The following is a 22,397-nucleotide window of genomic DNA, read 5'->3' as shown; positions in this document are numbered from 1 at the left end:
GCTTCTTCCCCAGTCCCCAGTCCCTAGTCCCTAGTCCCTATGCTTCGTGGGTAGCTTTACCACTGAACTTGAGTTGTGCAGGACTGGGGTTTTGCCCAATGCTGCGTGGGACATAAGCCACTTTTGGACGACCTTCTTTGACTTTTTCGGGGAATTCACCATCAGCTGGGTGAATTAAAGTAGTTTCTCCGTTGGGTAAAATCCGGTAAATTTTGTAGTCTGTGATTTTGAATTTCCGGCGGAGTTGCTGACCGCCCAAAGCGATGCCATATTCTTTACGAGCTATATACAGCAGGTTTTCACCTTTCCGCATAATAGCAGCACCACTTGTAGGCAATTCAAATACTTGCTCTTTCGGGCTAGTCCAAGTGATCGCGTACTTTTCTTCAACTTCTGCTTTTCTGAGCAAGCCACCGGTGCTGCCACCGTATAGCGGGGTTTGTCCAGAGAGTGTTTCTGCCATAAAGTGATTCTCTCAACGTTTTTAGGGAATCCTAACATCGCAACCAGGATTATATTGCGATCGCGTCATAGACTGTAACAGTTTTTAGTCATTAGTCAAAAACCAATGCCCCATGCCCAATGCCCAATGCCCCATGCCCAATGCCCCATGCCCAATATCCAATACCTATTTACTCTTGACTTTTGTCCGCTTTTCCTCTTGGCTACTGTGAACAATCGGGATAGTGAAGTGAAACTGACTACCCTGATCTTTGCCAGTTGACTCTGCCCAAATTTCCCCACCCCAGCCATTAACAATTTGACGGCAAATTGCTAAACCAAGTCCAGTCCCGCCAGTGGTGCGGCGCAGCGCTCCTTCTTCTTGATAGAAGCGGTCAAAAACTACTTCTAAACGATTCGGTTCAATGCCCCGTCCAGTGTCAGCTACAGTCACTTCAACCATTTTACGGCTGTTGGGAATCGCTTTAATGGTGATTTCTCCTTCGGGTGGCGTAAATTTATAAGCATTGTCCATGAGTTTTGCCAGTACCTCTACTAGCCAATCACCATCAGCTCTAACCAAAGGGAGGTTTTGGGCAATTTGAGTCTTGATTTGGAGCGGCTTTTCCGTTGAGGAACGCGTGCGATTTCGGCTGAGTGCTAAATCCACACATTCTTGAAAGGTGAGGGATTCTGGGTGCCACTCCACCCGACCGCTTTCTAAGTTGGAAAGTGTGAGGAAATCTTGTACTAGTTTTCGCATCCGCTCTGAGTCGGAAAGAGCAGTATTCAGCATGATCTGCTGCAACTCCAAGGGCATATCCGGCTCACTAGCGAGACTTTCCAGGCAGACTTGAATCGTAGATAGGGGGGTACGCAGTTCGTGTCCGGTGATGGCTATCAGGTTGCTACGGGTGCGGTCTAGGGCTTCTAACTGCTGGTTAAGTTCTTCTAGGTTGGCGTAAGCTTCCGCTTGGATGAGCGCTGCTCCCACTTGGGTAGCGATCGCTTCTACCAGATCCAACTCCCCAGGTTGGCACTCATGGGGTGGCATCCGGCAATAGTGCAACTCCACAATGCCCAATAATCGCCCCTGATAGAACACGGGTTCCATCAACCAAGAACGAATGGCAAACTTTTTGGCGATCGTGGAGAGTCCTGGCGAATTGGTAACGCGAGGGTCACTCAGCGTATCGCTTACACAAACACCTTCGCCTTGTTCCACTATGTCCCGAAATAGGGAATTTTTCTCTAACTCCCAGGTTTGCCCACGAACCGATAAAACACCGGGATTCAAAAACTCGTGTTCAATTATGGCTTGGCTATCTGAGGCTTGAGCGCGGTAAATTAAACAGCGACACGCTTCTAGGTGTTGTCCTAATTCTTGTGCCGCCACCTGGAGAACTTCGTCAGGATCGAGCGATCGCCGAATCGCAGTGCTAATTGAGTTGACTAATCGTTCTTTTCGTGCTTGGGCAGCAATTGAACGGTAAGCTTTATGCAATTTGTACTGGCTAGCTTGCAAATAAGTTACTAAGCGCTGCACAAAGGGATCTGTATCAATGTCACAAGCGTATTCGTTTACCTGTTCTGCTCCAGAGTCGTTTCGCGGTTCCCCGATGCCAAATCTCTGACGTGCCTCCTGAATTTTACTTGCTAGTTCTGGTCTGTAAACCAAAATCCTGTCTAACAGCAATTCGGCGGCTTTGAGGCTAACTCCCCTTTCCGATGTCCAAATTCCCTCAAATCTTCGCGCTGTGTCGATATCCAGATTCGGGCTTAGTTCAGGTAGTTGCTTGTTTTTGGCAATAGAACCAAGGTTTTCCCGGCAAACCAGACAAGTTGCATAATTATCAGCAATCACTACCAAATGCCACTCTTGACTTAAGCCATCCTTTGGTTCAAAAGCGATCTTTTCGTAGTGTTCGGAACTGTTACTGAAATCCGTTTCTGGAGCAGATAATACATATACTTGATTACTTCGCAAGGCAAGTCGCTGGTAGCGATGAGCTTCTTGGCGGTAGAATCGCTCTCGCTGGAAACTAGCAATTATAAGGGGTTGGGCTAAAGTCGCAGCCAAAACTTGATCTTCCATCGCGTGGGAGAGCGCCGTTAGTGAAGCCTTAAAATATAGCTGGGGCCGCAAGTAGGGTAGGGACTTTAGCAGATCACTCAGCACAGAAGTCGAAATGCTCATGAATTATTGTTAAACGCTCAACCTCGAAAAGATCCACGTCACAGCTGCATTGTACAAATTCCAAGGGACTCTCAAGTAAAATAGACAGTTGCAATATGTAAAGAACGCTCAAAAGCGCTTTTCGCCAAAGCAGGCGCAACACTTTGTTACCAATTAGCAGGAGTGCGTACAACTTGATTTGTTAATTGACAACCTACTACGCCCAATATACATTCTCGACCAACTTATGCTTTTGCTTGTACAGGTAAAATCTTTCCTGACTAAGTACTAAAATACTAATTATTGTATGGTTTGAACTCTTGTGTTGCCGAAGCACTGATAATTGATTGATAGTTCACACGTTGCCGTAGCCAGTTGTAGACATCGCCTACTTTGATTTATGCTCACTAAAGAAATTTTCCTACCCAGAAATTATTATTACTACATTCAGATAATTTAGTCCATAATTAGTGATGAAATTTAATCAATTAAACCTCATCTAAGTTTATAAGCGTAGTTTTTGCCCTGACCCTAAATCCGTCTCCCATATCTGGGAGACGGACTTTGAAATTCTGGCTCCCCGAATCCCAGATTTGGGATTCGGGGTTGGGGGATGAGGGCAAATCCTTTTGATCACCGAAGAACTACAGGTTTCAAGATAGACGCGGTTTAATTAATTCTCATAAATCTGTCTAATCAAATACCAAAGATATTTCAGACAAAATCGTATAATAGTAGGGAACAAATGCTCTCTATACCCAACAAAAACTGTGAATTTCGCATTTTTGCTGAGTATACTATATGTCTTGTATTTCTGAAAGTTTAATGACTAATGAATTCTCTCAAAATCCTCAGTTTTCAATCTTGACTTGAGACTTATAAAATATAAAATTATCAAAATTTGCTTATATGGATTTGAGTGCTGCTATTTTGTCAGCAGTATGTAAGGATTACTTTGGCTCGAATAGCTCAAACGAGTTTTAGAGAGCGTCTTTTTTGCGAAAGTTGTGAGGGTCAGCGACCTCTAATCGGAAGACCACAAAAAATATAGACCTGTACACGGAACTTTTACTAATGACACCGGATACGCTAATGACCCCGGAAAAAATTTTTCTGGATGGAAAAACTTTTATTCCTGCTGAACAATTACCGATCCCGGAGTGGCCTTGTGTTGTGAGTGAAAGACCACAACCGACACTGACGGTTAAAGATGATGATTTATTTTTTGTGACAGATAGTATCGGGAATATTTCTGGCTGTTCCCTTAACGATGGCAATTCCAGCATGGGACTGTTTTGTTGTGATACCAGATTTCTGAATCGTTTGGAGTTGCAAATTGAAGGGCGATCGCCTGTACTCTTGAGTAGTACTGCCCAAAAAGGGTTTTCACTCTCAGTTTTGTGTACCAACCCCAAAATTGACGAACGGCTGAAACCCGACACTGTAGGAATTCGCCGAGAAATCGTGCTGAATGGGGCACTATTTGAAGAAATAGAAATATCTAACTACAGCACAACTACCGTCAGTTTTGAACTAAGCATCAGCTTTGATGCAGATTTTGTTGATTTATTTGAAGTCCGGGGTTATTACAGAGAAAAACGAGGTCGGCTTTTACGCCTAGTGGAACTGACAGCTGAGGAAGAAACATTTTCTCTGATTGATGGCGTTGCGTCTGTACCCAAAGAGCCATCGGCCTCTAGGGAACAATCTTTCACACTCGCCTATCAAGGTCTGGATGGCTCCGTGATGGAATCCCGGATTCTATTCCAGCATCGGCAACCAGACTCTTTCAAGGGTTACACTGCGGTTTGGCAGCTAGAGTTAGCTTCTCACGAAACTCAAAAGCTGGGCTACCGAGTGAATATGTTGAGAAACAACCAGTCCAGTTCAACCGTGAGCGCCGCCTTCACATTAGGACAGGCGAAAGCGGCGGAGTTGATGGAGGAGCAAAACTGGGTACAACAAATTACACGCATTAGCTCAGATAAGAATACCTTCAATCGAGTGATTGAGCGGGCTGAACAAGATATGTATTTGTTGCGCCAATCTTTTGGGAAGCATAAGACTGTTTCTGCGGGAGTGCCGTGGTTTTCGACACTATTTGGGCGAGATTCGCTGGTTACAGCTTCTCAAACCCTGATGTTAAATTCGCAAATCGCCAAAGAAACCCTGATATTACTGGCGACATATCAAGGTAAATTTGAGGACGAATGGCGCGAAGAAGAACCGGGTAAGATTTTGCATGAGTTACGTTTGGGAGAAATGGCTCGTTGTCAAGAAATTCCCCATACACCTTACTACGGTACAGTTGATGCGACTCCCCTGTGGCTGATGCTTTATGCCGAACATTATGCTTGGACTCACGATCAAGAACTCCTTGAGCAACTTTGGCCGAATGCTCTAGCAGCAATGGACTGGATTGATCGCAATAGCAAACAAACCAGCTACCTCAGTTATTTCCGTAAATCCAAACGCGGTCTGGTTAACCAAGGTTGGAAAGATTCTGGCGACTGTATCGTAGACCGCAAGGGAGAATTAGCCAACGGTCCAATTGCCCTCTGTGAGGTGCAAGCTTACGTCTATGCTGCAAAAACGCGCCTAGCAGAAATAGCTAGGATGAAGAAGCGGCTTGATTTGGCAGATCGTTGGCAAGAAGAGGCTAAAAATCTTAAGATTCGTTTTAATCGAGATTTTTGGGTAGAAGACCAGGATTTCTGCGCTTTAGCTTTGGATGGAGATGGCAAGCCAGTAGACAGTATTACCTCAAATCCCGGTCATTGTCTGAATTTGGGAATCTTCACACCCGAAAAAGCCTATAGTGTAGCAGAACGGTTGCGGGCACCAGATATGTTTAATGGTTGGGGCATTCGGACTCTGAGTAGTTTGTCACCCGCTTACAATCCAATGGGCTATCACACTGGTTCGGTTTGGCCTCATGATAACGCTCTGATTGCAATGGGATTGCGATCGCTCGGCCTGATCGATCAAGCCCTGGAAATATTCCAAGGTTTATTTGACATGACTGACCAGCAACCCTATCAACGTCCTCCAGAACTTTTCTGCGGCTACGAACGCAACGGTGATAATAGCCCTGTGCAGTATCCAGTTGCTTGCACTCCCCAAGCTTGGGCTACTGGTAGTATTTTCCAACTACTGCAAATGATGGTCAATTTGGTGCCTGACGCTCAAAATAACTGCTTGCGAATAATTGACCCCGCTTTGCCAGAATCGATTAATCGGTTGTCATTTCATAATTTGCGAGTCGGTCCCACCATCCTCGATTTGGAATTCGAGCGTTCTGGTAGTACGACTGCTTGTCGCGTTGCAAAAAAACGGGGTAATTTGCGGGTAGTTATCGAAGCTTAGAAAGGCAGTAGGGAGTATGTCAAGACTCCCTATTTTATGCTTGGTGCTCCGCATAGCCCGTACTTCTCTACGAGACACTGCGCGTAGCTTGCTTCCACGAAGTGGTACGGCAAGCTCAGTAACCATCGTAGACATCACTCAACAGCATAACCTGAAATTTAGCACCAGGGCTTTGCTTTGTCCCTACCATCCGCTCCAAGCAATGCAGCGTTAACCTGCTTCATCGCCAGTGTGCAGAGTTCTTAAAAGCTGCTCTATAAGCTCGATCAATTCATATACATAATTTAGCGTAATTTGTGTAGTTTTGAAGCCATGAGCAATAGAATTACGTAATGGGAGTGCATTCATTAGTAACTGATACTCAGATTTTGAAATTACACCTTCAGTTACTAATTGATTTACTAAGTAGCGTGGATCAAATTTTTTTAAACTTAGCTCTTCCTTTTGGGCAATAAGTCTCAAAGTTGCTTCTACTAATGACCAGGAATATAGGAGAGCTAATTCTGGATGTTGCGTTGTAAGTTGCTTTGCTAGTTGCAACTGTGATTCTATTTCACGCTCTTGAAGAGAAGTCTCTGCTTTCAGAGAATACGTTGTATCCTCCGGGTTGGTCATTACTAATTCAAATCTCCAACCAGGATGTTTTTCTACCGCTTGAGCTAAATTACCTAAATATTGATTAGAAGAAGAGTTAAGTGAGGAGCGTGACTTGACTTCAATAACTACATTTTCTTTTCCCCTACGTACTATCATGTCAGGGCGATAGTGATTAAGGAAGTCAGGCAAGTCTTCTGGATTTGGATGAAAAAAAACTTCGTAACCTTTTTCACGATACTCCTCTGCTAGTTTCAGCAATCGCTCTCTTTCTAAGTTTGCGGTTGGAGTTTCCATCAAATAATTACCTCCTGGTTAGGAGCATCAATTACGACAATATATAAGAACTCATTGCCACGAGCAAAACCTTCCGCCAATGTCGAGGTCATGTTTTCTATTCTAAAGTTACTTGACAAATTCCTCTTTCTAACTAGGAGATCGCTTACTTGATTATCATCGACGTAGGCTAATCCTTTAATTGCATCTTGAATAGGCTTCACAATATTGTCTACATCCATTTTATCGGAATCATAGAAATAGGTTATCTGGAGCATAACCAACTCAGTAGCTGTTTTTTGTTCCGAAGACCAGTATTTTTCAGCTTCTTGTAGCACTGTCTTTTTCCAATCTTCAAGCCGATTGCCCTTACCACGCTTACGAGCCTGTTGTGATACTGGGGGGCCATCTACTATGAACTCAAATCTGGTCAATGCACTTTTAAATAATAGATCACAGGTTATTTTATGCTAGTAACCTCGAACACAAGTGGATAATTCCTGCTACTCATGAAAGAGGAATACTGCCGTTACTAACTGTTTCTGCCTTGCTCAGTAGCTTCACTGAGTACTTCACGAATTATCTCATCACTCACACCATGCCGTTTCAGGCTTGCAATCAATATAGAAACAGTATCACCCTCAAGTCGTTCAATATCTGCTCTAAGTCCTTGTCCGATGTAAGCAGGAACTAATGGCTGATAACCAGAAAACCCTAACAATGGTGCTACTCGCTTCAAATCCTCAATCACATCTTCGGGAATGCGAATTGTGATTGTCATCATTGGACGATTTTTATCGAGTCGCTTTTTTAAGACTTCAGCTTTCATAGTATTCACGTTCCTTGCGCGTCGCTTTCCGAGCCGAGATGATCCTAATCATGTCGTTTTCACGCTCAATCTAGACGACGTACAGAATATTCCATCGTCTGTCCAAGCCAATCACAGCATCCCGCTCCTGATCATTGCGGCTTGCATCAATCACCACTAGAAACGGATCGAAGAAAGCTTCTACGGCTTGCTGAAATGTTATGCCCTCATGATTGCTGGGATTAATCCCAGTTTTCTCCTCGTTCCAAACGAAGGTGACACCATTAAGCACGAAAAACACATCCATACCTCATAGTCTAGGCAAGATGTATTTACGTTGTCAATACGATTCGTTACAAAAGTTTACAATTACAATTCCGGGCTGAATCTTGATGCGTGCCAGAACCTTGCAATGCTCACCTGTTTTTTGTCTTCCTCAACCCGATAAATAATGCGATACGGCTTCAAGATTGACCAATTTTCCTGGCTACACAATGTTAACTTACCAACCTACCGACGCGATCGCCTCAAATTTAAAGGATGGTAATAAATTTCTGCTACCAGAAAAGTTAAGGATGCAAAAACAACAATAATTTACACCCAAACTCCTAACTCCTGTACAGACGCGATTAATCGCGTCTCTGCTTCTAACTCCTAACTTTTTTAAGCTTCCTCGGAATTTTCACTTTTATGTCCTGGAGATGCTTCATAAAGTGCATCGAGATGTTGACGCGCATCTTCAACGTTAACCGAACGCATTACCAAAAGTGGCTCTTTAATTAAGTTGCCCGCGCTATCTAATAACTCTGGATGGGGTACAAACTGTTTTTTTGATGAATAATAACCATAGTTGCCTTGATTATTCATTGACAAGGTATTCGTCGGGTAAGTTTGCTCTCGATCAAAACTGAACATGATCAGGTTACGAATTAAGTTGCCAACAGCTATAAATGCAAGGATTGTAAAAGCAAGAATGTAAAGCAGGTGTAACATGGGATTTTCCTCCAGGGCAACAATTTTTAAAACTTTATTTTGTAATGTAACGCTTTGCTTCGCCGATACTGTGACTCACAGTTAAGACGAGTATTTGACGCACCCTTTGGGCGCTTACATCTATATGAAACTATTTGTCAACCGTTATTCCACTTACGGTAACATAGGATACATTTTTTTGTTAGTCCCAATAATGTTAAGAAATCGTTAAGAATTTTTTACTATCTCTTTAAGGGCTGTTCTACCATCTTGCGTTTACGCAAAGCTGTGAGGGTGTAGGAGTCTTCTCTCATGCGCTAAAGCATCTGGTAAAAGAAGGGAAGTTGCTAAGAGCGATCGCGCATCTGGCAGAGAAGCAGCGTTACCCGGAAGGCTTGTAGTAGTCTGCCAAAATTTACCAGATGAGAGCATCTGCTGCTTAGACTTCACGCCCTTGACGAAAGCGCATTGCGACATTCCAACATTCTGTTACTAAGTCATGCCAAGGCATTAACGTTGCCATCTCAATCCCGACTTGTTTATTAGTAGCAGCAAACAGCATTCTCACCGTGTTTAGTTCATCCTGCGCTTGCTTAACCCGCCAGAGCAAGTCAGATTGCTCTTGCTCACTCATAAATGATATTTGCTCAGTTTCGAGTAAATGGCGCGATCGCCTAAACCAATGCTGAAAATCTTCCAGCAGGGGTTCTAAAACCGTTTTCAGTAACTCAGTCCCTGGTACATTTGAGTCTGACATAAATGATAAGCATATTTTAAACTTGCTTACTAATATTAACGTTATTTATGTTTCTTAACATATTTCTTATTTCTCTCATAATTCCGGGAATGTAAAAATATGTAACAAAGAACACCAAATTTATTATATAGTCTTGATATCAGGTTTGTACACTTCCTTTGGAGAGGCATCTATACGTATAACTGACAGCGAGTTGCAACTCATTAGATAATTTAGCGATGTCTACGACGGGCTACGCCTACGCCTGCAATCCTGAATTTGACACTCAGGTAAGCAATCAAAAATTTATCTTTATCCCCGATTAAAAATTAATCCAGTAGTGGGAACATAAAGCCTACAGGGCAAAAATCAAAGTCGTTATAGTTGAATAAGCCTACAGATTCAAACGAAAAACTCCATCCACAAAGGGATGGAGTTTTTGGGAATGGGGCATGGGGAAAAATCACCAATGCCCAATGCCCGAAGTCGGCGGGCGGCTATCCCTCTCCACTCACTTTTGGGTTGGAGTTTCCCGCCGACTTTCAATAAATCACCTTTTGTAATCACTTCGCCAATGGTTCAGCAGCCAATGTCGCTAAAATCATCGAATCCGTCAGAACAGCTAGAACAAGTTGAAAAAATTTATTTACCGCGTACCAGCGAATCGGAGAACTTAAAAAAGATTCGCCACACTGCTTCCCATGTAATGGCAATGGCAGTACAAAAGCTGTTTACCAAGGCACAAGTTACAATCGGCCCTTGGATTGAAAACGGTTTTTACTATGACTTCGACAATCCAGAACCATTTAGCGAAAATGATCTCAAAGCCATTAAGAAAGAGATGGCGAAAATTATCAATCGCAAGCTGGATATAAGTCGAGAAGAAGTTAGCCGCGAAGAAGCCGCACGCAGGATTCAGGAAATTAACGAACCTTACAAGCTAGAAATTCTGGCAGATATTAAAGAGGAACCAATCACGATTTACCACCTGGGGAATGAATGGTGGGATTTGTGTGCGGGGCCTCATCTGGAAAATACTAGTGAATTAAACCCGAAAGCAATTGAACTAGAAAGCGTTGCTGGCGCTTATTGGCGTGGGGATGAAACTAAAGCCCAATTACAACGCATCTACGCTACCGCTTGGGAAAGTCCAGAACAACTCACTGAATATAAACGACGCAAAGAAGAAGCGCTGCGGCGAGATCATCGGAAACTGGGTAAGGAACTGGGATTATTTATATTTTCTGATCTAGTCGGGCCGGGTTTACCTTTGTGGACGCCAAAGGGCACTCTGTTGCGGAGTACTTTAGAAGACTTCCTTAAGCAAGAACAATTAAAACGGGGTTATCTGCCTGTGGTGACTCCCCATCTTGCTAAAGTCGATTTATTTAAAAAATCTGGACACTGGCAGAAATATAAAGAAGATATGTTCCCTTTGATGGCGGATGATCAGGAAGCTGCTGCCAAAGAAGATGGTTTTGTCCTCAAGCCGATGAACTGTCCCTTCCATATCCAAATATATCAAAGTGAGTTGCGATCCTATCGGGAATTACCGATGCGACTGGCAGAATTTGGCACTGTTTACCGCTACGAACAATCAGGGGAATTGGGCGGTTTAACACGGGTGCGCGGTTTTACTGTGGATGATTCTCACTTGTTCGTCACCCCAGAACAGCTAGATAGTGAATTCCTGAATGTGGTGGATTTGATTTTGTCGGTGTTCAATAGTCTGCAACTGAAGAACTTTAAAGCTAGGCTGAGTTTCCGCGATCCTGCTAGTGATAAGTACATCGGTTCAGATGAAATTTGGGATAAAGCCGAAGGTGCGATTCGCCGTGCAGTTGAAACCTTGGGGATGGATCACTTTGAAGGTATTGGAGAGGCGGCATTTTATGGGCCAAAACTTGACTTTATCTTTAGTGATGCCCTAGATCGGGAGTGGCAATTAGGAACTGTGCAAGTAGATTACAATTTGCCAGAACGCTTTGAGTTGGAATATGTCGCCGAAGATGGGGTTCGCAAACGCCCTGTGATGATTCACCGTGCGCCTTTTGGTTCACTGGAAAGGTTGATTGGGATCTTAATTGAAGAATATGCGGGCGATTTCCCTTTGTGGTTAGCGCCAGTGCAAGCTAGATTACTACCAGTGGGTGACACACAGTTAGATTTTGCTAAAGATGTGGTGGCGAAGATGAGAACGTTGGGCATCCGTGCAGAAGTTGATACTAGTGGCGATCGCTTGGGTAAACAGATTCGGAATGCAGAGAAAGAAAAAATACCCGTGATGGCGGTGGTGGGAGCGAAGGAAGTAGAAACCAACACTTTGAGTATCCGTACCCGCGCCTCTGGAGACTTAGGTAGTATTTCTGTTGATCAAGTTGTGGATAAATTACAAGAAGCGATCGCTAACTTCGATAACCTTCAGATCGATGTCACCAGCGCAGATTAACTTCAAATAGCAAACAGTAGGCTGGGTAATGCCCAGCCTCAAAAATTAACTGAAAAGTCAGAATTAATGCCAGCCAAAGACATTTATCATGATGAACCACATCTGTCGTAGGGGCACAGATAAAAGCTCATTGGTGTCAACTTAAGCTTGAAACAGCCTCTCTCATAGCTTTATCACCCGCCTGGGAATGAATTCCTTTGGCTTTTAGCTCAAGTCTACTCAAGTAGACTAAGGATTTGGAGAGATATTTAGTCATCTTCAGATGACTTTTGCTATGAGCAAGGAACTTCAGTTCCTTGCGGAACATGGGTTATACGTTAAGTTGACACGTATGAGCATTGCTGTGCCCCTACCGCATGGTCTATTCACGAGTATCAAAGACTCGTTGACGGAGTTCAAAGGTGGATTCATCCAGTTCAAAGACTCGTTAACGGAGTTCAGAGGTGGATTCATCCAGTTCAAAGACTCGTTAAGGGAGTTCAGAGGTGGATTCATCCAGTTCAAAGACTCGTTGACGGAGTTCAGAGGTGGATTCATCCAGTTCAAAGACTCATTTTAATTAAATCAAAAATTTCCCTTCAGACTATAAGTCTCTTTCTTAATTACGAATTAATATCAGGACCTTGGCCGCAATAATTGCACGAAGGTATCACTCACAGTATGGTCTTTGGTATCGGCAGCGTATTGAATTAATTTTTCCTTCAGTTCTTTGGCAGCATCTAAAGGCAGTAAGTTTACTAGCAAAAAGTATACACCGCGAAAACGGGGGTCGCCCATGTGGTCAATCAGTCGATTTTTAGCTTCATCTTTCTCGCCGAGAAAGTTCTGCACTAAAAAGAAATCCATAATCTTATCGTGGCGGAAATACCATTCTCTCTTGGCTGCACCTTCTTCGTTTTGCCACTGACGGCTGACAACCATTTTATATTTCTCATCTTCTAAAGATTCTAATACTTTGAAAAATTCATCTGCGGGTAGCGCCTGTTCATCGTTTAGCCGCATTTGATAGACTGCATCGGAGAATTTTTTTAAGGGAAATTCCTGGTTCCACTCTTGCAGGTATTCGGCTGCCATCAAATTATATTGCTGTTGTTGCAGGTGAAACAAATCGGGGTATTCACCTTGGGAGATCATTAACGCCACAACTGTTAAATCCATTGGGTTAGAGAGAACCCTTTGGTTAGGCGTTAACTCCTCTGGTGATTGCTGGTTGCTGAGGGCTGTTGCTAGATAGCTAATACAGGCTTGCTCGTAATTATTACCCTGAACTTTGGCATCTTTGGGCAATCGTGGCTGACGGGAAATCAAAAATTGCTGAATTTGGGTTTGCTCAAGGGGCTGTAATTTATATATCTTGGCTGTTGAGGGTGGTGTCCACTCTAGAGGCTGGGTAGTCATGATGATGTTACCCCGGAAATAGCTTTCGACAAACTGGCAGATTTTTGCCCTGGTGTCGGCTGTGACTTCGTTGAGTCCATCAATGCAGATATCTAATGCACCACTGTAAATTAAATTCTTGAGAAAATCAGCATCTTGTGCTTGCCCGTGCAGCTTCGCTTGAATTGCTTCAATTACCCCTTTGTCACACTTGCGGGCGGGTAAATAAACCACAATGCGGGGTGAGGTTTTCACTAAATGGCGGAGAAACATCGACTTACCCAAACCAGAATCACCTTCTAGAACAATTTGCCCTGCGATGCTGGGTAGCACCTGGGTAATAGCTTGGGGTTCTTCGGCACTGGGAACTTTCACCTTAGATTCTGGAAAGTATGTTTGAGGGTTAAAATTATCTAACTCGGCATCGGCTAGTAGGGAAGGCTTGAAAGGTTCAAATAACTTGCGGCGGAAAAAGGGAATCCAGGCGAGGAGAAAGCCGACGTAGCCCACGCCTAAGATGCGCCTTACCCAAGGATTCCAGAAGAAGATGGCTTGAACTTGGGGAAATTTGGGATAAGCGAAGATGAGGGCAAGCCAAAAGGTAGCGTGAATCAAAATAATAGTTCTGGCGTTAAAAAACCACTGCCAACCCTTGAGGCTAACTATTACTGATTGCAGCGAATCAGCTTCGGTATATCCGGCGTTTTTGAGGTTTCTGTTCTGAGTTTCTAGAATACCAATATCTTGTGGTTGCCAAGAGACTTTTCTAGCAACTACAGCAATTTGCTTTGCTAAATCTTCCCGTAATCGTGTTAAACCTTGGCTAGGTTCCCAGACTTGGGCAAAGATTTTGAGAGTTTTATCACCTTGATCATGGCTCAAGTGAGCAGGAATTGTTTTAGTCTCAGGAAAACCGAGCCATGTGAGCAGTGTTTTGACTTCATCAGTGCCGCCACCCAGAAAATATGTCAAAAATCGCCACTTTGCAAATTCTGATTGACCTGCGTAATAGATGCTATCCAGAATTACAACAATATTATTCAGGTCGAATTGTTCTATCTCTCCCAATGCCTCTGCTGCATGGGAACGAACATCATTGTCAACGGTTTTATCCTTGAGGAAGTCGAGGATGTCTTTGACGTAGGGTTTGGCTGCCTCCCCCAAATTTTCCAATGACACTGCTGCATGGGAACGAACATCATTGTCAACGGTTTTATCCTTGAGGAAGTCGAGGATGTCTTTGACGTAGGGTTTGGCTGCCTCCCCCAAATTTTCCAATGACACTGCTGCATGGGAACGAACATCATTGTCAACGGTTTTATCCTTGAGGAAGTCGAGGATATCTTTGACGTAGGGTTTGGCTGCCTCCTCCAAATTTTCCAATGCCGATGCTGCACCAGCACGAACATCATTGTCAACGGTTTTATCCTTGAGGAAGTCGAGGATGTCTTTGACGTAGGGTTTGGCTGCCTCCCCCAAATTTTCCAATGACACTGCTGCATGGGAACGAACATCATTGTCAACGGTTTTATCCTTGAGGAAGTCGAGGATGTCTTTGACGTAGGGTTTGGCTGCCTCCCCCAAATTTTCCAATGACACTGCTGCATGGGAACGAACATCATTGTCAACGGTTTTATCCTTGAGGAAGTCGAGGATATCTTTGACGTAGGGTTTGGCTGCCTCCCCCAAATTTTCCAATGCATAAGCTGCAGCAGCACGAACATCTTTATCAACGGTTTTATCCTTGAGAATGTCAGCGATGTCTTTGACGTAGGGTTTGGCTGCCTCCCCTAAATTTTCCAATGCATAAGCTGCAGCAGCACGAACATCTTTATCAACGGTTTTATCCTTGAGAATGTCAGCGATGTCTTTGACGTAGGGTTTGGCTGCCTCCCCCAGATTTTCCAATACCACTGCTGCACCAGCACGAACATCTTTATCAACGGTTTTATCCTTGAGGATTTTAGCAGCTTTCTGAGCAATATCCTCTGGTTTCTGAACCACTGATTTAAAATTTTTTAGATCATATTCATTGAATTTTTCAAAAGCGAGTTTCTTTACTTCGTCATATCCATCATCAAGGGCAGCAACGATACCGTTAATCTGCCACGCTTCAGACTTCGGCTTCGGCTGTTCTTTCGCAGGCAGGGCGAGGAGAAGAGTCAACAGCAGGATAAAGGGAAAAAGGAAAAAGGGCGACGATCGCTTTTTAATTATGTGCAGATACATTTGTATAATTCGTAATTTATTTAGTAATAAAGGCTGTTTTACTAGTAAATCAGGAACCGCTACAGTTATCTTCTTACCGTCTGATAACTCAATCTAGCCAGAAATGAAATATTAATGTAAATACTACAGGAATTTAAAAAGATACGCCCAGAGTATAATAATCAGCTTCCTTGAGCGATGGTGCCGCAGCTACGCCCGTACTTCGGCAAGCTACTTCGGCTGCGCTCAGTACAAGTCAGTAACCATCGTAGACATCGCCTACTCAAACCACTGCACGAGATAATAACAATACCTCGTTCAATTGTTGGCGATCGTTAATGTCCTTTGATAACCTCTGCAAACTCCTGTCCGAAAAACATCCTGCTACCTTTGCCAGTTGGGTATTAGGAACACCCCAAACTTCCGTCAAAGTCCTCAAAACCGAATTGAGCATTGAACCAATTCGCGCTGATTATGTAACATTCTTACAATTAGAAGGACGCATTCTCCATCTGGAATTTCAAACCAAACTAGAATCTACGCCACCCCTACCCTTGCGGATGCTAGATTATTGGGTACGCTTATATCGTTTGTATCGTCTACCAATAACGCAAGTTGTCGTATTATTGCTTCCCCCTGCACCAGGAACAGTAATTGAAACTGTCTTCTGTGTCGAAACTACCCGTCATGAATATCGCGTGATTCGCTTATGGGAAGAAAATCCTGAACTATTCCTCAATAATCCAGCTTTGTTACCATTAGCACCACTGGCGGCAACCACGCAACCTCAAGCTTTGTTACAACAAGTTGTGAGAAAAGTTAATCAAGTTGAGCCAAGACAACGACCAGAAATTTCCGCTTACACCCAAATCTTAGCGGGGTTAAAATACAATCAAGATTTGATTAGACAACTGTTTCGGGAGGGTATGATGCGCGAGTCAGTGATTTATCAAGAAATTCTTGCAGAAGGGGAACAACGAGGAGAACAACGAGGAGAACAACGAGGACGGGAAGAAGGACGAAAGGCAGAAGGGCAATTGCTGATTCTCCGTCTGCTTACTCGACAGGTGGGAGAATTACCCCAAGAAGTGCTAGATCGGATTGAAACTCTCTCCTTAGAACAATTAGAAAATCTCGGTGAAGCATTGTTGGATTTTCAGGCGATCGCGGATTTAGAAACTTGGTTTAGTACATTAGACGTAGGAGTGAAAATGACGTAAGTACAATTTATGAATTATGCCTACTAAGGATTTTGGGCAACCCCTAATTAATTTCACTCCTATATCTATTAAATGAATTTTTCCATTTGAGCCAATGTCTGATGGCGCTAGGGGAAAAAATAGTTTCAGAAGAACGAAAGCGAGTTGAGCTTGTCAAATTGCCATATCAAAGTTCAATTAACTGGAAGCCCCAAGGTTTGAGAGCCGCTAGAGCTATTTCTGGATCTACACCGTCATAAGCCTCCCATTCCAACGGGTGTTCTTTTGGATGTCCGTCGCCGACATTACCTGCAACTTTAATGATCGGACAGTTGGCGATGCGATCGCGCTCCAACCCTTTTGGTATTGCTAGTTCGATTTTATGACCGACAAACTTCGCTGTACTTTCATTAGCTACAGATTCACGGATTAAACAAATATCACCAGCAGTCCCCCAAGTCGTTTGGTAGATGTGGAGAAACGATATATAGGTTGCTGGTTTGATGGATCTTTTTAGAACGTGCATTATCGGTAATCCTTACATTATGAGTGAAAAATTATATGAGTATTTTCTATCACGTTCGTTGGGAAGAATGTTTTTAACTCACATTTTGCACCTAGCCCAGGCGATTAGAAACCGCCCGGTGGAATATATGTGAAGCTCAAAACACGATAATTACCCACATACTAACTCCCAAAGCGATCGCTGCTAGGTGTTGCCAAAGGAGCGATCGTACTGGTTGCTTGGAAATCTTTTGGGTTAATAATATAGTCATTAACACGGAGAAAATTATCGTTGCACCTTGCAAAAAGGCAATCACAGCCGGGTGAGCAACCAATATTGGCAATTGTTCACCACTAAACCCAAAAGTAGCAAAGGCTACGGGTAAAATCCGCCCACCTTCGCCTAAGCCCAAACGCAGATAGTGAGCCAAATTTCCCCCTAACACCAATGGTAGGTAGCCATAGGCAAGTTCTACAAATGATCGAGGTTTATTATAATTTTGGATTTTGGATTTTGGACTTTCCTGCGGAACGCTACGCGAACGCTCAGTCGAACGATTTTGGATATAGTTTGCTAACCAGTAAAACAATTGCATCATTTTGTATGCCGCAAAGGTAAAAGCTACTGGGATAATTAACACTAGCAGCGATAATCCTAAGTGCTGCCAAAACTGAGTTAAATCTAGTTGTAAGCCCAACGAAGATAGCAACTCTGGCAAGCGATGCAGATATATACCCCCCAAGAGCAAAAACAATAATGCTACTTCATAGCTGCGGGGTACATGAGTTGTCCACAGTTCAATACCAGGGGGACGCAAGTTGAATTCGACGGAACGATGGGGACAGGCTTTGAGGCAAGTCATGCACAGTACGCAATCTCTGTTATCTTCTAACTGTGCTGGGTGCGAGTATAAAGGACATCCATTCGTTTCCATCCCTTCGCCCTTTTGCGGCCCACCTTTATAACACTGATAAGTGGTACAACTGGCAGAACATATACCTTGCTGTGCCCGGAGTTCCGTCATTGAGAGTTTGGCAAATAAACCATTCATCCCGCCGATGGGACAAAGATACCGACACCAAAACCGCCGCTCAAAAAGAGCCGAGAAAATCATTGCCCCGGCGGTAATTAATAGCAGCAAACAAGCGCTCAGGTAGGCAGTATTTTCTAAATGCCAGAGTTCTTCCCATAAGAAAATTAGGGTGAATAAACCAAACATGAACCATCCGCCCCATTTCTCAGCTTGCTCTCTGGGCCACCGCTTAAGTTTTCGAGGCCACAGCCAGAGAGATAACTTTTGGGTAATTTCCCCGTAAATCATGAAGGGACAAACAGAACACCAGATACGTCCCAAAAAGGGAAAGAGAAATAAGAAGAAAGGCCACCACCAAGCCCAAAATAGATTTAATCCGAAATTGCGATCGCGGGTTTGAGGCCCAATAAATAATACTGCAACCATGAGGGCAAAAGCCGTTGCAGTAAAACCATAGTTAATGCGATCGGGCCACCAGGGACTACGTAAAAACCGCCGTAAAGGAGGATAGGCATTTAACAAATTCACCCGAAATCGTTTTTTCTTAGTTTCGGCTGGCCAGAAAATTTCTTCTGTTAATTCATTGGCACCCTCAGCTTGCACGATCGCCCGTTCTACCAGATTTTTCAATTCCTTGACATTGCCAGGGAAATCATAGGACTGTAGGCGGCGCAAAGCTTCTGGGGTGATGTGCGGTTTAGAAATGCCTCTATCCCGAATGTAAAGACTAGTATAATATTCAACCTGTGCCTGAATATCAGCTTTCCGCACCCGTAGCGGTGGTACTTTAATAATGTGACCAATACAGCGTTCAATTGTCGGCTGAGTTTTTTCTGAAACAATCAGAATTCTAGCTTTACTGGGACGAGCTTCGGCTGCTGGCTCTCCAGAACGAGTCACGGGGGTATATGTGCCGGTTTTGAGCAACTGCGTCACCGGAGGTAATAATTCTTCGGGCAATTCTTGGATGTTGTTGAGGACTAGAGTACCTTCTCCCAACCATTCCAATAGTCCTGGTTTACCGCCAGCGCGACCGAATAAATCTGCACCGCTAGTCTGGAGAATACCACAATTTACTTTAATAATTGGTTCTCGCCGTTTTGGAGAGCCAAAGTGGATCAGCGCTGCTATATTGTCTTTTTCTAACCCGGGTTCTCCGAAAATATCCACTGATTTGCGGTCAGCCGCCGCTTCTCGAATTTGCTCCCGCAGCCGCACAGCATAACGACTTGTACCCACAATACCGCGTTGCGCCTTGGTGACTAAATATGGTCGCAAAGCTACCGAACGCTCTTGTTCATAGCCCAGTGCAGATGTTACCTGAGCTAATTCTTGAACCAATTGGCGGGAAAAAGCCTGAGCAATTTCCGGGTATTGGGTGAATAATTCCCGAAATTTAGCAGCAGGTACAACCCACAAGTGACACTCAGTTACCGTAGTAATTGTGAATGGACTTAATTCATCCAACAGCAATTCTTGGAGTTCAATCACTGCTCCGGGGAGGAATCCACAAGCTAAGGCTGGGTTGCTTTGATTGCTGTTATTGCTTTCTAGTTGACCTTCTAGAAGAATATAAAGGGCTTCTGGAGGAGTGCCTTCGCTAACTAAGTCAGTTTCGGCACTCACTACTTGTTCTTCAATTACTTGTGCGATCGCATTTAACCCTTCAGGCGAGAGAATTCCTAAAGTCGTGCGTTCTTGTAGCCATGTAACCGTTTCTGGAGATGTCATATTAAGTTCTCCGTGTAGGCTGCTGTATAACAAGAATTATCCCTTGAAAACCACATCAAAATATCTGCGTGTGACGATGCGTGACAAGTTATGTCATCTCCGTCCATATACCTTTCCCTCCACAGCAGTCAAATAGGGGCGTTTCAACTCCCCCAAGTACTTCAACATAGCACGGGGAGCTTCTTCTAAATTCTGATGATCTGCGTAGTCGATTACAGCAGTTTTCATGTATTTGAACCACATCTGTCGTAGGGGCACAGCATGCTGTGCCCCTACCGCGTGGTCTATTTACCTGAAAATAGCTGTAATGCGATCGCTTCTTTCCATCAGTGCTTTTCTCGCTGACAAAACCGCGCTCTCAGTTCTTCTGCTAAAATCGGGCTTCGTCTAGCTTTTTACTGGTGGGTTAATTTCAAAGTGAATATGATGATCGTGACCAATCATTGGGGTACAAAGCCCCTCTTGAATTAGCTTTCCATCGTTGAAGAAAACCGCCCCCACCTGTACCAGCTTGTGCTTCCGAATAGACTTGAGAATAGCTCGCGTGGCATCTTGATCATATTCAGAACTCGACCAAAAAATGCCGCCAAAAGCCCCATTATTTTTGGGCAAGAAAACATCGCACATCATGCCAGTTTCATGTCCATGATGGTCGGGAGTATCGCCTCCATGAGGAAGACTAACATCATTAATTGCAAAGAAGGCAGCTTTGGGATGAGTATTGCGATAGCTATTTTGATAGTCTTGAGCAATTTCTTTGATTACATTAGCTAACCAGTGTGTCCCATAATCGTGGTGATCTTGGATTTCTGCCAGTTCACCGTTAACCAAACCATTGTCAGGGTCGCTGTTTGGCATTAATACCCAGCGTGGTGCGTTAGCTGCTTGCAACCAGCGATGAGTCGTTTCACCAACATCAACAGGGCAATTGTATCCAATATCAATTCCAAAATTCCGAGAGTTGATTTCCTTTTTATAGCTGAGAGATCAGCAGTATCTACTTACACTGTATTAATTATTAACTTAAATGCGTAAGTGTAGCTCCTCGTAGACATCGCCCTGTCGGTGATAAAAAGTGAGTTTTTAGGGTCAATAAATCTAAATTTAGGCTAATTCTCTCATAAATCGTGAAATCCCAGGAACTTTAACCAATATAAGCATAAAAGCAAGTTCATGGTGAAGAATGGGAAGACAGTCAGGACTTTTCCTACCTAAAGAGGGTTCACAGAAATAAATTTTAATGTTAACGTTACAATTTATGTTGATTATAGTTGTAGAAGAGTCGCTATCTGAAAACCTACATCTTGCTAATTGATCTAATCGTCAAACCTGGTCAATATGAAACTACCTAACTATTTTCAAAATAATTCCAAAAACTCTTTAATAGAAAAGTATCACCTTTACAAAGGCGAAAAATTGAACTGGCTTCAAGTAACTCTTCGACTTGAAAGCTCAATTATTGCTATCATTCTTCCTTGGGTACTTTTTTGTGCTGTATATGGGTTTTTAATATCATTCTTATATAATTTAGGATTCCCAGTAGCATTTTCAAATTCCAACAGTATTCTTACTAATGCTGTTTTAAGTTTTAATATTGGTTTTACATTACTATTAGTTTTTCGGACGAATACAGCCCATCAGAGATTTTGGGAAGGTCGTCAACTATGGGGAGGTTTAGTTAATACATCTCGCAACTTAAGTCGGGGAATTTGGATAATAGTTAAAGAGAAGACACCGCAAGATAGATTAGAAAAAGAGGCAATACTTCGCTTAGTGAGTGCTTTTGCAGTTGCAATGAAGTTACATCTAAGATCAATACCTTTAGACATTCAGGTAGCATCCTTAATGTCTGAAAAACAATATTTACAACTTAAAGATACTAATCATCCTCCACTACAAATTGCTTACTGGATAGGAGATTACTTGCAATATCAACATGACGTGAATTGTCTAAATGTCTATCAATTGACTACTCTACATAACTGCGTAGATGATTTAGTAGATATTTTAGGTGGTTGCGAACGTATTTTAAAAACGCCACTGCCTTTGATATATACTATTAAACTCAGACAATTGCTATTACTTTTTTGTCTGATATTACCTTTAGAAATTGTTAGCGTTTTGAATTGGTGGACTGGGATAATAATGGGTTTTGTAAGTTTTACATTATTAAGTATTGAACAAATGGGATCAGAAATCGAAGAACCTTTCGGGTTTGACCCCAACGACTTACCTTTAAATGCAATTTGCAATACAATTTCAAACAATGTTGAAGAATTAATCAGGGTTGCTTCTGACAATAGACCTCTTGCAAAAGTCCCTAACACCCCACCCCCAGCCCCTCCCCGCAGGCGGGGAGGGGAGAATTTGACGTAAGTCAAAGGCGGGGTGGGGTTCTTTTTTTGATTTATGCAAGAAGTCTAATGTTCATTCTTCCTAAATCTATAAACAAGTTTTTCTAGTATCCGCTCAATAAATAGGGGATAGGAAGAAAAATAAGAGGATACAAAGGGTCACACCGGATTG

The 22,397-nt window shown here is 43.2% G+C and carries 20 protein-coding genes; 5 read left to right on the top strand and 15 right to left on the bottom strand.

Going from position 1 to position 22,397, the window contains the following annotated elements; genetic code table 11:
* Positions 1 to 37: 37 nt before the first annotated feature.
* Positions 38 to 463 (bottom strand): photosystem I reaction center subunit II PsaD, encoded by a 426-nt coding sequence (locus HWQ38_RS05900; RefSeq protein ID WP_292791048.1) that lies wholly within the window; start codon positions 461 to 463, stop codon positions 38 to 40.
* A 165-nt stretch (positions 464 to 628) separates the two neighbouring features.
* Entirely contained in the window at positions 629 to 2,638 is a 2,010-nt protein-coding gene (locus tag HWQ38_RS05895) for a DICT sensory domain-containing protein (protein WP_292791045.1), read from the bottom strand.
* Positions 2,639 to 3,691: 1,053 nt separating this feature from the next.
* Between HWQ38_RS05895 and HWQ38_RS05890 the strand changes: the two genes are divergently transcribed.
* Positions 3,692 to 5,983, top strand: coding sequence for an amylo-alpha-1,6-glucosidase (locus HWQ38_RS05890; RefSeq protein ID WP_292791043.1), 2,292 nt, complete (start codon positions 3,692 to 3,694; stop codon positions 5,981 to 5,983).
* Between the two features lie 210 nt (positions 5,984 to 6,193).
* Here the strand turns inward: HWQ38_RS05890 and HWQ38_RS05885 are convergent, their stop codons facing one another.
* From HWQ38_RS05885 to HWQ38_RS05865, 5 genes are all read right to left on the bottom strand, one after another.
* Positions 6,194 to 6,874, bottom strand: a complete 681-nt coding sequence (locus HWQ38_RS05885) for a hypothetical protein (RefSeq protein WP_292791060.1) — start codon at positions 6,872 to 6,874, stop codon at positions 6,194 to 6,196.
* Entirely contained in the window at positions 6,874 to 7,287 is a 414-nt protein-coding gene (locus HWQ38_RS05880) for a RusA family crossover junction endodeoxyribonuclease (protein ID WP_292791040.1), read from the bottom strand. The genes HWQ38_RS05885 and HWQ38_RS05880 overlap by 1 nt, the downstream gene beginning before the upstream one ends.
* A 98-nt stretch (positions 7,288 to 7,385) precedes the next feature.
* Positions 7,386 to 7,682 carry a hypothetical protein gene (locus tag HWQ38_RS05875; RefSeq protein WP_292791037.1) on the bottom strand — a complete coding sequence of 99 codons (297 nt, stop codon included), beginning with the start codon at positions 7,680 to 7,682 and terminating at the stop codon, positions 7,386 to 7,388.
* A gap of 70 nt (positions 7,683 to 7,752) precedes the next feature.
* Positions 7,753 to 7,968, bottom strand: coding sequence for a BrnT family toxin (locus HWQ38_RS05870; protein WP_292791035.1), 216 nt, complete (start codon positions 7,966 to 7,968; stop codon positions 7,753 to 7,755).
* 62 nt (positions 7,969 to 8,030) lie between these two features.
* On the bottom strand, positions 8,031 to 8,129 hold the full coding sequence (locus HWQ38_RS05865) for a type II toxin-antitoxin system RelE/ParE family toxin (RefSeq protein ID WP_292791033.1): 99 nt from the start codon (positions 8,127 to 8,129) through the stop codon (positions 8,031 to 8,033).
* Positions 8,130 to 8,131: 2 nt separating this feature from the next.
* Here HWQ38_RS05865 and HWQ38_RS05860 point away from each other — a divergent pair, with 2 nt between their 5' ends.
* Positions 8,132 to 8,254: a hypothetical protein gene (locus tag HWQ38_RS05860; RefSeq protein WP_292791031.1), complete on the top strand. Its 123-nt coding sequence runs from the start codon at positions 8,132 to 8,134 to the stop codon at positions 8,252 to 8,254.
* 70 nt (positions 8,255 to 8,324) lie between these two features.
* On the opposite strand, the gene HWQ38_RS05855 is transcribed toward HWQ38_RS05860, so the two are convergent.
* From HWQ38_RS05855 to HWQ38_RS05845, 3 genes are all read right to left on the bottom strand, one after another.
* A complete protein-coding gene (locus HWQ38_RS05855; RefSeq protein WP_292791029.1) occupies positions 8,325 to 8,654 on the bottom strand; it encodes a DUF2973 domain-containing protein in 330 nt (109 codons plus the stop codon).
* Between the two features lie 255 nt (positions 8,655 to 8,909).
* Positions 8,910 to 9,083, bottom strand: a complete 174-nt coding sequence (locus HWQ38_RS05850; RefSeq protein WP_292791027.1) for a hypothetical protein — start codon at positions 9,081 to 9,083, stop codon at positions 8,910 to 8,912.
* A complete protein-coding gene (locus HWQ38_RS05845) occupies positions 9,073 to 9,390 on the bottom strand; it encodes a DUF2605 domain-containing protein (protein ID WP_292791024.1) in 318 nt (105 codons plus the stop codon). The genes HWQ38_RS05850 and HWQ38_RS05845 overlap by 11 nt, the downstream gene beginning before the upstream one ends.
* A gap of 553 nt (positions 9,391 to 9,943) precedes the next feature.
* On the opposite strand from HWQ38_RS05845, the gene thrS reads away from it, so the two are divergent.
* The gene (gene thrS, locus HWQ38_RS05840; RefSeq protein WP_292791057.1) at positions 9,944 to 11,818 is read left to right on the top strand and encodes a threonine--tRNA ligase; all 1,875 of its coding nucleotides are present in this window, start codon (positions 9,944 to 9,946) and stop codon (positions 11,816 to 11,818) included.
* Positions 11,819 to 12,433: 615 nt separating this feature from the next.
* Here thrS and HWQ38_RS05835 read toward each other — a convergent pair.
* Positions 12,434 to 15,424: a HEAT repeat domain-containing protein gene (locus HWQ38_RS05835; RefSeq protein ID WP_292791021.1), complete on the bottom strand. Its 2,991-nt coding sequence runs from the start codon at positions 15,422 to 15,424 to the stop codon at positions 12,434 to 12,436.
* A gap of 317 nt (positions 15,425 to 15,741) precedes the next feature.
* On the opposite strand from HWQ38_RS05835, the gene HWQ38_RS05830 reads away from it, so the two are divergent.
* Positions 15,742 to 16,623, top strand: a complete 882-nt coding sequence (locus HWQ38_RS05830) for an Rpn family recombination-promoting nuclease/putative transposase (protein ID WP_292791019.1) — start codon at positions 15,742 to 15,744, stop codon at positions 16,621 to 16,623.
* Between the two features lie 166 nt (positions 16,624 to 16,789).
* On the opposite strand, the gene HWQ38_RS05825 is transcribed toward HWQ38_RS05830, so the two are convergent.
* The 4 genes from HWQ38_RS05825 to HWQ38_RS05810 all read right to left on the bottom strand — a co-directional run bounded on the left by HWQ38_RS05825 (position 16,790) and on the right by HWQ38_RS05810 (position 20,729).
* Positions 16,790 to 17,128: a hypothetical protein gene (locus HWQ38_RS05825; RefSeq protein WP_292791016.1), complete on the bottom strand. Its 339-nt coding sequence runs from the start codon at positions 17,126 to 17,128 to the stop codon at positions 16,790 to 16,792.
* Positions 17,129 to 17,264: 136 nt separating this feature from the next.
* Positions 17,265 to 19,871, bottom strand: a complete 2,607-nt coding sequence (locus HWQ38_RS05820) for a cyclic nucleotide-binding domain-containing protein (RefSeq protein ID WP_292791014.1) — start codon at positions 19,869 to 19,871, stop codon at positions 17,265 to 17,267.
* 93 nt (positions 19,872 to 19,964) lie between these two features.
* Positions 19,965 to 20,099, bottom strand: coding sequence for a hypothetical protein (locus HWQ38_RS05815; RefSeq protein WP_292791013.1), 135 nt, complete (start codon positions 20,097 to 20,099; stop codon positions 19,965 to 19,967).
* Between the two features lie 159 nt (positions 20,100 to 20,258).
* Complete coding sequence (locus tag HWQ38_RS05810) at positions 20,259 to 20,729, bottom strand: hypothetical protein (RefSeq protein WP_292791010.1); 471 nt, start codon at positions 20,727 to 20,729, stop codon at positions 20,259 to 20,261.
* A 480-nt stretch (positions 20,730 to 21,209) separates the two neighbouring features.
* Here HWQ38_RS05810 and HWQ38_RS05805 point away from each other — a divergent pair, with 480 nt between their 5' ends.
* Positions 21,210 to 22,247, top strand: coding sequence for a bestrophin family protein (locus HWQ38_RS05805; RefSeq protein ID WP_292791007.1), 1,038 nt, complete (start codon positions 21,210 to 21,212; stop codon positions 22,245 to 22,247).
* The last annotated feature ends 150 nt before the right edge of the window (positions 22,248 to 22,397 follow it).

It is taken from the genome of Nostoc sp. NMS7 (assembly GCF_017115085.1).
GTDB lineage: Bacteria > Cyanobacteriota > Cyanobacteriia > Cyanobacteriales > Nostocaceae > Nostoc.
Note: the sequence above shows the minus strand (reverse complement) of the source record. Positions and strands in the feature narration are given on the sequence as shown.